The organism is Streptomyces sp. NPDC096323, assembly GCF_040302845.1.
Classification (GTDB): domain Bacteria; phylum Actinomycetota; class Actinomycetes; order Streptomycetales; family Streptomycetaceae; genus Streptomyces.
Genome location: NZ_JBEOSI010000014.1, coordinates 146276 through 159886 on the forward strand (window position 1 = coordinate 146276; position 13611 = coordinate 159886).

Genomic DNA, 13611 nt, shown 5'->3' on the forward strand with positions numbered 1-13611 from the left:
GTATGGAGGTCAAGTGCCGCACTCCATGGCTCACCGTCTCCGTTTCATATCTGGTCGTCTTGCTTATAGCGGCCTTGCGATACGATCTGACGATGGATGTGCTCAGCGATGCGATCGGCGTCATGCGCATGGGGCGCCCCCATTCCACTGAAATCCGCAAGCACGCTCCGTGGGGAGTGCGGGCCGAGCCGTTCTCCGGGGCCGGCTTCCACGTGGTGCTGGAAGGTACATGCTGGCTGATCCCGCCGACGGGCGCCGCGATCGCCCTGAGCGTGGGCGATGTGGTGTGTCTTCCGCACGGCTGCGGGCACGCTCTAGCCGACAGTCCGTCGACGTCCCTGACCGGCGCACACTCGGCGTCCCTGCGGGAGATAGCGCCCAGTGCCGACGACGGCGAAGGGGCCACTACGGTCCTGCTGTGCGGCGCGTACACCCTCGACCAGACGCGGTCGCATCCGCTGTTCGAGGAACTGCCCGAGGTCATACACCTTCCGGCACGTCTCGGCCACCGCACGCCGCTACGTGCTGCCGTCAACCTGCTCGGCGACGAGATCGCCAACCCCGACCACGGAACCGAAGCGGTCGTATCGGCCCTGCTGGACATCATGCTGCTGTACATCCTGCGGGCCTGGCTCGACGAGCAAACCGACGACGGCCCGGCCACCGGGTGGGCCGCGACGCTGCGCGATCCGGCGATCACCGAAGCGCTGCGCCATATCCACCAGGAACCCGCCGGGCAGTGGACGGTCGAAGCGCTGGGCGCGAAAGCCGGACTGTCGCGGGCGGCCTTCTCCCGCCGGTTCACCTCGCTGGTCGGCAAACCGCCGCTGGGCTACCTGACCTGGTGGCGGATGACGCTGGCGGCGCGACTGCTGCGCGACAGCGACAAGCCGGTACAGACCGTCGCGCAGCGCACCGGATACACCTCCGAATTCGCCTTCGCCAAAGCGTTCAAACGAGAGTACGGCTTGGCCCCCGGTCGGTACCGCCAGCGGTCGCGGAGGTAGTCCGGTCAGCACACCTTGAGGTCGACGGCCTCCTGTTGGACGCAAGCCTGATCTGCCGCTGACCGCTCGTTGTCGACCACGGTTGCAATCCGACGGTCCCCACGGCGCGAGACCGTTGGAGCTGTGCACGTTTCCCCGTACACGCTTATGCACGTCGACGTCGACCTGTACGCCGACATCGGGCCGGTTGACCTCGACCACGGTCAGGCCCGCATGGCGGGCGGCACGGGTGAACCCCAGGCCGTAGGAGGAGGTGGTGTCGGGGTGGACCTTGACGCGTCGATGCTGGACGTGGCGCGGAAGCAGGCGCCTGAACTGCCCTGGTTCCAGGTCGACCTGGTCGAGTTCGCGCCCGCCCCGCTCGGCGTTGCGGGAGGCTTCGACCTTGTCGTCGCCGCGGGCAACATCTTTCCGTTGCTCGCCCCCGGCACCGAGACCGGAGTGGTTCAGCGCCTGTCGGCGGCATTGAGTCCGGGTGGCCTCCTGGTCGCAGGCTTCGGCCTGGACGAAGCCCACCTGCCGGTGCCGCCCAGCAGCACGCTCCCGGACTGCGACGACTGCTGCGCCGCGGCCGGTCTCACCCTCGTCGACCGGTTCGCCACCTGGGATGCCGACCCCTATGAGGGCGGCGGTTACGCCGTCAGCGTCCACCGTCGCTGAGGGCGAACCGGACGCCTTCCTCGACTACCACCTGGTCAGCCGGCGTTTCCCACCGGGGCCGGGGTAAGGGCGGCGTCAAGGACGGGGACGGTGCCCGCCTCCCCGGCGACCGCGGCCTTCGTCGACACCCCGACGCCCAGCTTCGTCAGGATCTTTTTCTCGATCTCGTTGGCGAGGTCGGAATTGTCCTTGAGGAAGTTGCGGGCGTTCTCCTTGCCCTGGCCGAGCTGGTCGCCCTCGTACGTGTACCAGGCGCCGGCCTTGCGGACGAAGCCGTGTTCCACGCCCATGTCGATCAGGCCGCCCTCGCGGCTGATGCCCTGGCCGTAGAGGATGTCGAACTCGGCCTGCTTGAACGGCGGTGCGACCTTGTTCTTGACGACCTTGACGCGGGTGCGGTTGCCGACCGCGTCGGTGCCGTCCTTGAGTGTCTCGATCCGTCGGATGTCGAGCCGGACCGAGGCGTAGAACTTGAGCGCGCGGCCACCGGTTGTGGTCTCCGGCGAGCCGAACATCACACCGATCTTTTCGCGGAGCTGGTTGATGAAGATCGCCGTCGTCCTCGTCTGGCTGAGCGCTGGTGATCTTACGGAGGGCCTGACTCATCAGACGGGCCTGCAGACCCATGTGGGAGTCACCCATCGAGCCCTCGATCTCGGCACGTGGGACCAGGGCCGCGACGGAGTCGATCACGATCAGGTCGATCGCGCCCGAGCGGATCAGGATGTCGACGATCTCCAGCGCCTGTTCACCGTTGTCCGGCTGGGACAGGATGAGATTGTCGATGTCGACACCGAGCTTCTTCGCGTACTCGGGGTCCAGGGCGTGCTCGGCGTCGATGAAGGCCACCGTGCCGCCGAGCTTCTGCGCGTTCGCCACGGCGTGCAGCGTCAGCGTCGTCTTACCGGAGGACTCCGGTCCGTACACCTCCACCACACGGCCGCGCGGCAGGCCCCCGACGCCGAGCGCCACGTCGAGCGCGGTGGACCCGGTGGGAATCACCTCGATGGGCTCGTTCGGCCGCTCGCCGAGGCGCATCACCGCACCCTTGCCGAACTTCCGCTCGATCTGCGCGAGCGCGGTGTCCAGTGCCTTCTCCTGGTCGGTTCCTGCCATGAGCTTCACCCGGTCCGATTGAGTGGCGCGCCGCACGTAGGAGAACGGGGGCGTCTGTGCCGACAACGGACGTGTCGGAGATCCCGAAAACGAACATCCGATCGAATTTCGTGTCCAGCGAAAGGTACCAAACGGAGGGGAAGCGGGACGGGCCGCGCGCCGGACTCCCGCGTGCCGTGCTCCACGGGCCCCGTTGGCAGGCGGGCCGCCGCGGTCAGCACCGGACGCAGGAGAGGACCACGACCGGGGGCCAGAACGACTGGCCGAACGTGAGTACCCGCTCGGCCGCTCCGGCGGTGCCGGGCAGGAAGAGGGCGAGCAGAAACCAGGCGCCGCCCACCCACATCAGTACCGAGGCGCCGACGGACGGCCCCGGCCGCAGCCCCCACGGCGCGCTCGGCCCCGGAGACGGAGCGGAGCGCACCGGAGGCAAAGCGGCTTGCCCCGGCAGCGGCCGACCGGCGCAGGCGCCGCGGCGCACGGCCAGCACCGGCCACACCGCCAGCAACGAGAACCCCACGGCCACCACGACACCGTGCGGGAACGAGCCGCCGCTCAGCGGGGCCGGGAACAGCGCGAGCAGCATCGCCGAGAGCCCGCCGCCCGCCAGCGCCACCCGCCCCAGCGGCGCGGCGGGCCGCAGCCCGCACGCGGTCACCACGTGACAGGCGCCGAGAGCCAGCAGGGCCGACGTCATCACCCAGTAGCCGCCGGCCCCGTCGGCGGCGAGGACGCTGATCGTGGTCGAGGCGGGATCGTAACCGGGCCCCTGAAGCACTGCCGAGGCCGTCCAGCCGCCGACGAGAAGGACGGGGGCGGACACCGCGGAGAACAGGACCCACAAGGGGACAGATCGCATCGAAGCACGCTAGAACGCCCGGGCCGGCAACTCCCGGCGCACACGCCCGGCGACGCCGAGAAGGACGCGCCGCCGGACCGCGTTCTGCTCCAGGTCGTGTCGTCAAACCGCCTACCTGCGGGCAGCCGCCGCTTCGGTCTTCGCGCTCCCGCTTCCCCGCACGTGGTAGACGTTGAACGCCTTGCGGATGACGGGCTGGGCGACGTTGCGTACGGGAACGCCGCCGCTGGTCATCCCGTGCTCGGTGCCCGCGTGCGCGTGGCCGTGGACGGCCAGGTCCGCGCCGGCCGCGTCCACCGCCTCGGCGAGCAGGTAGCTGCCCAGGAACGGGTAGATCTCCAGCGGTTCCCCCGCCAGCGTGTCCGGCACCGGGGCGAAGTGCGTGAGCGCGACGCGTGTCTCGCACCCCTGCTCGGCCAGTTCCGTCAGAGAGGTCCGCAGTCCGTCGGCGCAGCGGCGGGTGTACCGGATGAACTCCTTCATCAGGGGCTCGCCGAACTCACTGCCGCTGCGGCCCGCGAACCCGCCGCCGAAGCCCTTGGTGCCCGCGATCCCCACCCGCCTGCCCTCGACCTCGACGACGGTGCCCTGGCCTTCGAGCACCCGTACGCCCGCTTCGCGGAGGATGGCGGTGACCTCTTCCGGCCGCTCGTCGTGATGGTCGTGATTGCCGAGCACGGCGACGACCGGGACCGGGAGGCCGGTCATCTCCCGGGCGACCACCCGGGCCTCGTCCGGCGTGCCGTGGCGCGTCAGGTCCCCGGCCAGGAGCAGCAGGTCCGCGCAGTCGGCGAGCGTCTCGAAGGCCGGCCGGAGCACACCCTGGCTGTCGAGACCCATATGAATGTCCCCCACGGCCGCGATGCGGATCATGCGACCTCCTCCGGGTGGTCAGGGGCCGCCGAATCGGCCACGACGATGTCGAAGTGAACGGTCTCGCCCTCGAGTTCGTCGTTCACCGTGCGCAGCAGCTCGCTGCGGCAGTGTGCGGTGGGGACCGTGCCCATGACGGTCACGGAGGACCCGCGGTTCTCGATACGGATGCCGAGCTCACCCAGCTCCTCCGCAGCGAGCCGCTCCTTCAGATGGGCGATGCGGTACTCGGCGTTGGCGGGGTCCTTCATCGTTCTTCTCCTTGCGGCGCGATGACTTCCAGGCGTTCCAGCAGAAAGAGGAAGGCCGCCGGCATCGGGGCGTCGCCGTACTCGTCGCGGACCGCCTGCCAGTCGACCATCTCGCGCAGCTGCCGCGCGATGGGGAGTACGGCGCCGAAGTCGCAGTGGTGCTCCGAGAAGGCGGCGAGCAGGGCCCGCACCAGATCGGTCGGTGCCAGCACCGGCATCTGGACGGAGTCCACCGGCAGCTCGGTCGCCCGGTCCAGCAACTCCGTCGTCACGGGCCGGTGCGCCAGCTCGAAGATGAGGTCGATGTCCTGGCCGAGGCACTTCGCCTTGACCAGCCAGTCCTCCGGGGGCGTGAACACCGGCAGGCCGGCCTCCTCCAGGGTGGCCACGACCGCGTCGGCGTCCTCGGGCCGGATGCAGAAGTCGGCGTCGTGCCGGAGGTTGCCGGTCCCGCCGTGCGCGTAGACGGCGACGCTGCCGGCGAGGGCGAAGGCGTGCCCGTGCTTCTTGAGGATGACGGCGACCTGCTTGGCCGCCTCCAGGATCGCCTGATTGAGGTCGGGCGGAAGCTCGTCGGTGCGGAGCTCGTGGCGCGGCGGCCCTCCCGCGGACCTGCTGCCTGTGCCGCCCGCCGGACGCAGCTCGGTGACGGGCTTGTGTCCGCCGGGAGGGGTGTCTTCCGCGTTCCGCGTCACCTGCTGCTCCGTTTCCGGACGCCTGCTGCCGCACCGGTCGGGCGGCTCGGGAGTCGTCGGCGATTCCTGCCCAGGCATTACCGATACCCGGACCGCCGCCTTCGACACGGGACGGTCTCCTGTCCGCCACCGGTGCATATGCGAACGGTGCCGGATTTCCCTTATACCGCAGGGACAGGGCCGCGACCTTTCCGGGCGGGGGCGCATGCCTCAGGGCCGCCGCCAGTCGTCGCTCCGCAGGTGGGAGCCGGCCTGCGGGCCCATCCGCACCATGCCGCCGTCCACGAGCCAGGACGCCCCGGTCACGTACGAGGCATCGGGGCCGGCGAGGAACGCGATGACGGCGGCGACCTCGCGCGCGTCACCGGGACGGCCGAGCGGAATGCCCGGGCGGGGCTCGCGGCGCACGTCCGTGTCCTCCTGCCCGGTCATGGGCGTGGCGATCTCGCCCGGGGCGACGGAGTTCACCGTGATGCCGTGCTCCGCGAGCTCCAGGGCCATCACCTGGGTGAGCAGCCCGAGCCCGCCCTTCGCGGCGCAATAGGGGGCCGCGCCCACCCGGGGCTGGTGTTCGTGCACCGACGTCACGTTGACGATGCGGCCGCCGTCGCCCTGCCGGATCATGCGGCGCGCGGCGTGCTGGCCGCAGAGGAACGGACCGATGAGGTCGACGTCGACGACGTGCCGGACGTCCTCGTGCGTCAGGTCGAGGAAGGGCGTCGCGGTACCCGTGCCGGCGTTGTTGACGAGGACGTCGATCCGGCCGAGCCGTTCGGCGAGTTCGTCGACCACCTGCGCGGCATCGGGCAGTCGGCTCAGGTCCATCCGGGCGACGGCCGCGCGCCGGCCGTGCCGCTCCACCTCCTCGGCCGTCCGCTCGGCGCCCCGCCGATCGCTGTGCCAGGTGATGCCGACATCCATTCCGGCCGCGGCGAGACGGACGGCCGTGGCCCGGCCGATGCCGGAGTCGGCGCCGGTGACGACGGCGGCGCCGGTGGGGGAAGCAAGGGGGACGGTCATGGATCCTCCGTATCGTGCTTGCCGGCCCGGAACGGTGCCGAGCCGTGGGCGGACACACCCGGCCTTCGTCCAGAGTCGGCCATGACGGCCCGCGCGTCCCGCCGGGAGCGCACCGGCCGTCTCACTCATCGCGGCACGTCCGCTGTGCCGGGCAGGCGATTCCCCCGGCGAACGGCCGCGCTGCGCAGGCGCACCCCGAGGTGATCGTCGAAGTTGGGTGACATGACTTCTTCGCACACTCCGGACCCGGATCCGGACCCCGAGACGACCACAGGGCTGGAACCCGGCGGGGGCGTGCCCCCGGGGGAGACACCGCCCGCCGAGAGCAGCATGTCGGGAGCCGGGCCCCAGGAGACCCACAACCCTCCCAAGGGGTGGGCGAAGGCGCCTCTGACGCTGATCCTCGTCCTCACGGTGCTGGTCGCGGCGTTCTTCCTCGTCTACGCGCTGGTGCTGCTGCTCTGAACCGAGGGCAGTCACAACCACAGCGCAGTCACACCCACAGCTGTACGTACGGACCGGCACGCAAGGATCGGAGACAGGACACATGAGCGAAGACACCCCGTCGCAGGCCGAGGGCGAGCGCGACGAGACCGGCGACGAAGAAAGGGCCTGCCCGCCCCGCACCACCCCGTCGCAGGCGGAAGGGGAGGACGACGACAGCGCGGACGACACGGACCGCTGAGCCGGACAGGGCCGATGCGGCGACAGCCGAGGGCCCGCCCGGCTCTTCGTCCGGCTCGGAGCGCGTACCTCGCATACCGTGAAAAACAGCTCATAGGGAACGCAAACGGGTCGAAGGAGTCGACGAACGTGACGGACGTATCGAGCAAGGGCCCCGCCTCCGGTGACGACCGGGAGACGCTGACCAACCGGCAGGGCCATCCGGTCTACGACAACCAGAACCAGCGCACCGTCGGCGCCCGCGGCCCGGCCACGCTGGAGAACTACCAGTTCCTCGAGAAGATCAGCCACTTCGACCGCGAGCGCATCCCCGAACGCGTCGTGCACGCCCGGGGTGTGACCGCCTACGGCTACTTCGAGGCGTACGGAACCTTCGGCGACGAGCCCATCGGGCGCTTCACCCGGGCCAAGCTCTTCCAGGAGCGCGGCAAGCGCACGGACCTCGCCGTGCGCTTCTCGACCGTCATCGGCGGCCGCGACTCCTCGGAGGCCGCCCGCGACCCCCGCGGCTTCGCGGTGAAGTTCTACACCGAGGACGGCAACTGGGACCTCGTCGGCAACAACCTGGGCGTCTTCTTCATCCGGGACGCGATCAAGTTCCCCGACGTCATCCACGCACTCAAGCCGGACCCCGTGACCTTCGAGCAGCAGCCGCGGCGGATCTTCGACTTCATGTCGCAGACGCCCGAGTCCATGCACATGCTGGTCAACCTGTTCAGCCCGCGCGGCATCCCGTCGGACTACCGGCACATGCAGGGCTTCGGGGTCAACACGTACAAGTGGGTCAACCAGGAGGGTGATTCCCTCCTGGTGAAGTACCACTGGATGCCCAAGCAGGGTGTCCGCAGCATGACCGAGGAGGACGCGGCCAACGTACAGGCCGAGGGTCTGGGGCACGCCACCAAGGACCTGTACGAGTCGATCGCGCGCGGCGACCACCCCGAGTGGGAACTGCTCGTCCAGGTGATGGAGGACCACGACCACCCCGAGCTGGACTTCGACCCCCTCGATGACACGAAGACCTGGCCCGAGCAGGACTTCCCGCCGAAGGCGGTCGGCCGGATGGTGCTGAACCGGATGCCGGAGAACTACTTCGCGGAGAACGACCAGATCTCCTTCGGCACCGGCGTGCTCGTCGACGGGCTCGACTTCTCCGACGACAAGATGCTCGTCGGCCGCACCTTCTCCTACAGCGACACCCAGCGCTACCGCGTCGGCCCCAACTATCTCCAACTTCCCGTCAACCAGGCCAAGAACGCGGACGTGCGCACCAACCAGCGCGACGGCCTGATGACCTATCACGTCGACGGGGGCGGCGAGAACCCCCTCGTCAACTACGAGCCGTCCCTCACCGGCGGACTGCGGGAGGCGCAGTATCCGACCCATGACGAGGTGGGGCCGGAGATCCGCGGCAGGCTGACGCGCAAGCGCATCCCACGGACCAACGACTACCTGCAGGCCGGCCAGCGCTACCTCCTGATGGAGCAGTGGGAGCGGGACGATCTCGTACGCAACCTCGTCGACCTGCTCTCCCAGTGCGACCGGGCGGTCCAGGAGCGGATGGTCTGGCACTTCCTCCTCGTGGAGAACGAGCTGGGCCTCAAGATCGGCGACGGCCTCGGCATCACCGCGCAGGACGTCGCGGGACTCGAGCCGCTGGCCGGCCATGAGCTGGGCGACGAGGACCGTAAGCGGCTCGCCAACCTGGGGAAGAACCCGCCGCGCGACGTCAGCGGGCTGACCATGACGCACTGCGTCCCGAACGAGCGGCACGTCGTCGCGCGCTGAGATCGAGCGGCACGTCGTCGCGCGCTGAGAGCGAACGGCACGTCGTCGCGCGCTGAGAACGAGCGGCACGTCGTCGCGCGCTGAGAACGAGCGGCACGTCGTCGCGCGCTGAGAACGAGCGGCACGTCGTCACGCGCTGAGAGCGAACGGCACGTCGTCGCGCGCTGAGAACGAGCGGCACGTCGTCGCGCGCTGAGAACGAGCGGCACGTCGTCACGCGCTGAGAACGAGCGGCACGTCGTCGCGCGCTGAGGCGGAACGGCCGGCCCCGGCGTTCTCCCGGGGCCGGACACCCGCCGTTCGCACGCGCCGCGTGTCAGCCCTCTTCACCGGGGGCCGACGGAAGGTCTTCCTCGCGCACCGTGTGGACCGCGGCCTCCTCGGCGCCCGCCGCGCCGCCGTCCACGCCCGCGTCGGAGGCCACGGCCTCCTTGGTGCTGTCCGGGCGGGCGCCCTCGTCCGGGGCCACCAGACGGCCCGCCCGGCCGTCTCCGGCCTCTGGGTCAAGGGGCTCGCCCTCACCGCCCGGCAGGTCGCCGACGCCGTCACCGTCGGGCTGCTCCGTGTCCGGCACCTCCTGGGCGAGGCGCTCGTCGAGCGACTCGCCCTCGTGCTGCTCCGCGGCCGTCGTGCCGGTCTTCGTGACGCCCAGCGGCTTCTCCGGCGGCGAATAGCCCTCGTCGAGCACGTCGTCGTACGTACGCTCGTCCACCGCGTCCTGCATGTCCAGCGGCGCCGCGTCCTCCTGTTCCTCGTTGTCGCCGGTCGGCTGATAGGCGTCGTCCGCCATGTTCTGGTCGCTCATCACTGCCTCGCGCTTCGTGATCAGTCGGGTCGCGCTCCGTCATCGATCGTCGCCCCTCGATCCCTCGGAGTGCCCGCGACACACTCCGCCAAACGATCGGCGATACGTGGCGGGCCGCGCACGGCCGCGGCGGGCCGCGGAGGGCCTCTTCCCAAAGCCCCGGAACCGGTCCAGAATCATCCCCCCGCGACTCGCGCTCGAGGCGGCGTCGTGCACCGTCCGGTGCGAGGCCGTGTGGAAGGATCTGCCCGAACGCGGCACTCGAGGGCAGCACTGACCTGCACCATCCCGACCGGCCGTACGCGCGTACAGGCCACGGCACGCACACCCCGCGCTCCACCTGTCGGCACCCGGACCAGGAGCACTTGGTATGGACTTCGGACTCGTCCTGCAGACGGACCCTCCCGCCTCGGCCGTCGTCGGCCTGATGCGCCGCGCCGAACGCAACGGCTTCCGCTACGGCTGGACCTTCGACTCGGCGGTGCTCTGGCAGGAGCCCTTCGTCATCTACAGCCGCATCCTCGAACACACCGAACGCCTCGTGGTCGGGCCCATGGTGACCAACCCGGGCACCCGCACCTGGGAGGTGACCGCCTCCACCTTCGCCACCCTCAACGACATGTACGGCAACCGCACGGTGTGCGGCATCGGCCGGGGCGACTCGGCCATGCGCGTCGCCGGACGGAGACCCAACACCCTGGCCCGGCTCGGCGAGGCCATCGACGCGATCCGCGACCTCGCCGAGGGGCGCGAGACGCTCGTCGACGGACAGCCGGTGCAGATCCCCTGGATCAAGGACGGCCGGCTGCCCGTCTGGATGGCCGCCTACGGCCCCAAGGCGCTCGCGCTCGCCGGACAGAAGGCCGACGGCTTCATCCTCCAGCTCGCCGACCCCTTCCTCACCGAATGGATGATCAAGGCCGTACGGGACGCCGCCGCCGAGGCGGGACGCGACCCGGACTCCGTCACCATCTGCGTCGCCGCGCCCGCCTACGTAGGGGACGACCTCGACCACGCCCGGGAGCAGTGCCGCTGGTTCGGCGGCATGGTCGGCAACCACGTCGCCGACCTGGTCTCCCGCTACGGCGAGCACTCCGGACTCGTCCCCGAGGCCCTGACCGCGTACATCGCCGGACGCTCCGGATACGACTACAGCCACCACGGCCGCGCCGGGAATCCCGACACCACCTTCGTCCCCGACGAGATCGTCGACCGCTTCTGCCTGCTGGGCCCGCCCGAGGCGCACATCGAGAAACTCCGCGCGCTGCGCGACCTCGGCGTCGACCAGTTCGCCGTCTACAACATGCACGACGCGCGCGAGGCGACCATCGACGCCTACGGCTCCGAGATCATCCCCGCGCTCACCGACTGACCACCGCGTTCCTCCGGTCGTACGCCCCAACCCCCCGCGCCCGCACGGCACCGCTCCCGAGCGAAGGGTCAAGCGCAGCCATGACTTCGACCGCCCCACCACCACCCCAGGACCGGATACCCGCAGTTGCGGACCGCGTCGAACTCCCCGCCGGGGCCGCGCCCGACGACAGCCGCTTCGTCAACGAGGACCTCCTGCCGGTCCCTCTGGAGCGGCGCGACTGGACCACGTACAACTTCGCCGCCCTCTGGGTCGGCATGGCCCACAACATCCCGTCCTGGCTCCTCGCCTCCGGCCTCGTCGCCCTCGGCATGGACTGGAAACAGGCGGTCTTCACCATCGCGCTGGCCAACCTGATCGTCCTCGGCCCCATGCTGCTCACCGGGCACGCCGGACCGAAGTACGGCATCCCGTTCCCGGTGCTGGCCCGCGCCTCGTTCGGGCTGCGCGGCGCCAATCTGCCCGCCCTGATCCGGGCCGCGGTGGCGTGTGCCTGGTTCGGCATCCAGACCTGGATCGGCGGCGTCGGCATCTTCACGCTGCTCGGGAAGATCTTCGGCGGCTGGGCGGAGGCGGGCGTGATCGGCGGACAGCCGTGGACGCTCTGGCTCTGCTTCGTGCTGTTCTGGGCGCTCGAACTCGCCATCATCTACCGGGGGATGGACACCCTGCGCCGGTTCGAGAACTGGGCGGCGCCGTTCGTGATCGTCGGCGCGCTGGTGCTGCTGGTCTGGGTCGCCGTCAAGGCGGGCGGCTTCGGCCCGCTGCTGGACCAGCCGTCCAAGCTGGGCTGGGGCAAGGAGTTCTGGCCGGTCTTCTTCCCCTCGCTGATGGGCATGATCGCCTTCTGGGCCACGCTCTCCCTGAACATTCCCGACTTCACCCGCTTCGGCGCCGGCCAACGCGCCCAGATCCGTGGCCAGTCGCTCGGTCTGCCCACCACCATGACGCTCTTCGCGCTGCTCTCCGTCCTGGTGACGTCCGGCTCGCAGGCCGTGTACGGCGAGGCGATCTGGGACCCGGTCCAGCTGGTCGCCCGCACCGACAACGTCTTCGGGCTGCTGTACGCGCTCGTGACGGTGCTGGTGGCGACGGTCTCCGTGAACATCGCGGCGAACGTGGTCTCACCGGCGTACGACCTGGCGAACCTCGCGCCGAAGTTCATCAACTTCCGTACGGGCGCGCTGGTCACGGGCGTCGTCGGCGTCGTGATCATGCCGTGGAAGCTCACCGAGACGCCCGAGCTGTACATCTTCACCTGGCTCGGACTCGTCGGCGGGCTGCTCGGCACGGTGGCGGGCATCCTGATCGCCGACTACTGGATCGTCCGGCGTACCGTGCTCGACCTCGCCGACCTCTACCGGCCCGGCGGCCGCTACTGGTACACGAACGGCTGGAACTGGCGGGCAGTCGCCGCCTTCGCCGTCGGCGGTGTCCTGGCGATCGGCGGCTCGCACTCCGAGCCCGGAAAGGGACCGTTCCCCGCGGACGGCCTGGTCCCGTTCCTGAAACCTCTCGCCGACTACGGCTGGGCGGTCGGGCTGGCGTCCTCGCTGCTGCTGTACGTGGTCCTCACCGGACGCGAGCGCGTCACACCTGGCTCGTCGACCGGCCCGGCAGCGCGCTGACATCGAACGAGTCGGCAGGCGCGGGCGTCGCCCGGGGAACCGGCTCGCCGAAGGCGGAGAAGCCCACGACAGCATCCGCGCCGTTGCCCTCGATGGTGAGCCGCAGCGGATACGGCTTGCCGGTGGCCGCCACGTCCACCGTCAGCGTCGTGCCGTCCCGCATACGCGTCACCGGCACGACGGACGCCTTGCCGAGCGTGGTCCTCGCACCCTTGTTGAGCGTGCCGGTGTCGTCGTTCGCGTTGTCGCTGACCAGCTTCTGAAAGGTGTCGAGGTCGCAGGTCCTGGTCAGGGCGCTGAGCCGGGGGTCGTCGGCCGAGCCCTTCATGTAGCGGTCACCCACGATCGCGGCGAAGGCCGAACCGCCGCCCGGGACCTGGTTCTCCCAGAAGTCGGCGTCGGGCTTGATCCAGACGTCGTCGCCCCGCTTCACGATCAGCGCCGAGCCCTTGCTGTCGCCGAGGTTCACCGAGCCGTTGCAGTTGCCGTCCCGGTCCAGGGTGAGCTCCAGCGCCATGGGGGTACGCCCGCTGCCGGGGTTTTCGCGCGTGCTCAGGTGCAGGGACTGCGCGTCGAGCAGGGCGTCGCGGGAGCGGTCGGCGATCTGCTGCGCGGTGAGGCGGTCGATGTCCTCCGCGTGGGCCACGCCGCCGGTGAGGCCGCCGCCGGTGACGGCGATCACGATCACCGCAGTCCATGCGGCGGGGCGTGTGCCGAGGTGTGGACCGGTCACGTCGCCTCCTCGAAGGGTCGTGGCGGGACTGTCCGGGTCTGCGGCCCGAATCATTCGAGCGTACGCCGGGGGAGTGGCTGCTGCGCGGCGGCGCACGTCCGCCGCACCCCGGGTGCGTAC

The 13611-nt window shown here is 70.3% G+C and carries 14 protein-coding genes and 1 pseudogene; 7 read left to right on the top strand and 8 right to left on the bottom strand.

The window, feature by feature from the left end; translation table 11 throughout:
• The first annotated feature begins 92 nt into the window (after positions 1 to 92).
• Together ABTX18_RS32565 and ABTX18_RS32570 are read left to right on the top strand one after the other, a co-directional pair.
• Entirely contained in the window at positions 93 to 1007 is a 915-nt protein-coding gene (locus tag ABTX18_RS32565; RefSeq protein WP_352126398.1) for an AraC family transcriptional regulator, read from the top strand.
• A gap of 147 nt (positions 1008 to 1154) precedes the next feature.
• Positions 1155 to 1667, top strand: coding sequence for a methyltransferase domain-containing protein (locus tag ABTX18_RS32570; RefSeq protein ID WP_503061249.1), 513 nt, complete (start codon positions 1155 to 1157; stop codon positions 1665 to 1667).
• A 35-nt stretch (positions 1668 to 1702) separates the two neighbouring features.
• On the opposite strand, the pseudogene recA reads toward ABTX18_RS32570, so the two are convergent.
• The 6 genes and pseudogenes from recA to ABTX18_RS32600 all read right to left on the bottom strand — a co-directional run bounded on the left by recA (position 1703) and on the right by ABTX18_RS32600 (position 6481).
• Positions 1703 to 2783 (bottom strand): annotated as a pseudogene (gene recA / locus ABTX18_RS32575) (recombinase RecA).
• 214 nt (positions 2784 to 2997) lie between these two features.
• Positions 2998 to 3642 carry a DUF998 domain-containing protein gene (locus tag ABTX18_RS32580; RefSeq protein WP_352126400.1) on the bottom strand — a complete coding sequence of 215 codons (645 nt, stop codon included), beginning with the start codon at positions 3640 to 3642 and terminating at the stop codon, positions 2998 to 3000.
• Between the two features lie 111 nt (positions 3643 to 3753).
• Complete coding sequence (locus tag ABTX18_RS32585; protein WP_352126401.1) at positions 3754 to 4515, bottom strand: metallophosphoesterase family protein; 762 nt, start codon at positions 4513 to 4515, stop codon at positions 3754 to 3756.
• A complete protein-coding gene (locus tag ABTX18_RS32590) occupies positions 4512 to 4766 on the bottom strand; it encodes a hypothetical protein (RefSeq protein ID WP_352126402.1) in 255 nt (84 codons plus the stop codon). Before ABTX18_RS32590 ends, ABTX18_RS32585 begins: the two co-directional genes overlap by 4 nt.
• Complete coding sequence (locus ABTX18_RS32595; RefSeq protein ID WP_352126403.1) at positions 4763 to 5461, bottom strand: nucleotidyltransferase family protein; 699 nt, start codon at positions 5459 to 5461, stop codon at positions 4763 to 4765. Before ABTX18_RS32595 ends, ABTX18_RS32590 begins: the two co-directional genes overlap by 4 nt.
• A gap of 210 nt (positions 5462 to 5671) precedes the next feature.
• Positions 5672 to 6481, bottom strand: coding sequence for an SDR family oxidoreductase (locus ABTX18_RS32600; RefSeq protein WP_352126404.1), 810 nt, complete (start codon positions 6479 to 6481; stop codon positions 5672 to 5674).
• Between the two features lie 222 nt (positions 6482 to 6703).
• Here ABTX18_RS32600 and ABTX18_RS32605 point away from each other — a divergent pair, with 222 nt between their 5' ends.
• From ABTX18_RS32605 to ABTX18_RS32615, 3 genes are all read left to right on the top strand, one after another.
• On the top strand, positions 6704 to 6946 hold the full coding sequence (locus ABTX18_RS32605) for a DUF6480 family protein (RefSeq protein WP_352126405.1): 243 nt from the start codon (positions 6704 to 6706) through the stop codon (positions 6944 to 6946).
• Positions 6947 to 7028: 82 nt separating this feature from the next.
• Complete coding sequence (locus ABTX18_RS32610) at positions 7029 to 7166, top strand: hypothetical protein (protein ID WP_352126406.1); 138 nt, start codon at positions 7029 to 7031, stop codon at positions 7164 to 7166.
• Between the two features lie 128 nt (positions 7167 to 7294).
• On the top strand, positions 7295 to 8953 hold the full coding sequence (locus ABTX18_RS32615; protein ID WP_352126407.1) for a catalase: 1659 nt from the start codon (positions 7295 to 7297) through the stop codon (positions 8951 to 8953).
• A gap of 316 nt (positions 8954 to 9269) precedes the next feature.
• Here the strand turns inward: ABTX18_RS32615 and ABTX18_RS32620 are convergent, their stop codons facing one another.
• Positions 9270 to 9758, bottom strand: coding sequence for a DUF5709 domain-containing protein (locus tag ABTX18_RS32620; RefSeq protein WP_352126408.1), 489 nt, complete (start codon positions 9756 to 9758; stop codon positions 9270 to 9272).
• Between the two features lie 370 nt (positions 9759 to 10128).
• Here ABTX18_RS32620 and ABTX18_RS32625 point away from each other — a divergent pair, with 370 nt between their 5' ends.
• Both ABTX18_RS32625 and ABTX18_RS32630 read left to right on the top strand, forming a co-directional pair.
• Positions 10129 to 11130 carry a TIGR03842 family LLM class F420-dependent oxidoreductase gene (locus tag ABTX18_RS32625; RefSeq protein ID WP_352126409.1) on the top strand — a complete coding sequence of 334 codons (1002 nt, stop codon included), beginning with the start codon at positions 10129 to 10131 and terminating at the stop codon, positions 11128 to 11130.
• An 80-nt stretch (positions 11131 to 11210) separates the two neighbouring features.
• Entirely contained in the window at positions 11211 to 12758 is a 1548-nt protein-coding gene (locus ABTX18_RS32630) for an NCS1 family nucleobase:cation symporter-1 (protein WP_352126410.1), read from the top strand.
• On the opposite strand, the gene ABTX18_RS32635 is transcribed toward ABTX18_RS32630, so the two are convergent.
• Positions 12721 to 13491, bottom strand: coding sequence for a hypothetical protein (locus ABTX18_RS32635; RefSeq protein ID WP_352126411.1), 771 nt, complete (start codon positions 13489 to 13491; stop codon positions 12721 to 12723). The two genes, ABTX18_RS32630 and ABTX18_RS32635, sit on opposite strands and share 38 nt — an antisense overlap.
• Positions 13492 to 13611 lie beyond the last annotated feature (120 nt).

Coding starts and splice junctions, on each gene's coding strand:
- ABTX18_RS32570 (WP_503061249.1), top strand. CDS start 1,155: ATGCACGTCGACGTCGACCTGTACGCCGACATCGGGCCGGTTGACCTC.
- ABTX18_RS32630 (WP_352126410.1), top strand. CDS start 11,211: ATGACTTCGACCGCCCCACCACCACCCCAGGACCGGATACCCGCAGTT.
- ABTX18_RS32625 (WP_352126409.1), top strand. CDS start 10,129: ATGGACTTCGGACTCGTCCTGCAGACGGACCCTCCCGCCTCGGCCGTC.
- ABTX18_RS32600 (WP_352126404.1), bottom strand. CDS start 6,481: ATGACCGTCCCCCTTGCTTCCCCCACCGGCGCCGCCGTCGTCACCGGC.
- ABTX18_RS32585 (WP_352126401.1), bottom strand. CDS start 4,515: ATGATCCGCATCGCGGCCGTGGGGGACATTCATATGGGTCTCGACAGC.
- ABTX18_RS32605 (WP_352126405.1), top strand. CDS start 6,704: ATGACTTCTTCGCACACTCCGGACCCGGATCCGGACCCCGAGACGACC.
- ABTX18_RS32580 (WP_352126400.1), bottom strand. CDS start 3,642: ATGCGATCTGTCCCCTTGTGGGTCCTGTTCTCCGCGGTGTCCGCCCCC.
- ABTX18_RS32565 (WP_352126398.1), top strand. CDS start 93: ATGGATGTGCTCAGCGATGCGATCGGCGTCATGCGCATGGGGCGCCCC.
- ABTX18_RS32590 (WP_352126402.1), bottom strand. CDS start 4,766: ATGAAGGACCCCGCCAACGCCGAGTACCGCATCGCCCATCTGAAGGAG.
- ABTX18_RS32620 (WP_352126408.1), bottom strand. CDS start 9,758: ATGAGCGACCAGAACATGGCGGACGACGCCTATCAGCCGACCGGCGAC.
- ABTX18_RS32610 (WP_352126406.1), top strand. CDS start 7,029: ATGAGCGAAGACACCCCGTCGCAGGCCGAGGGCGAGCGCGACGAGACC.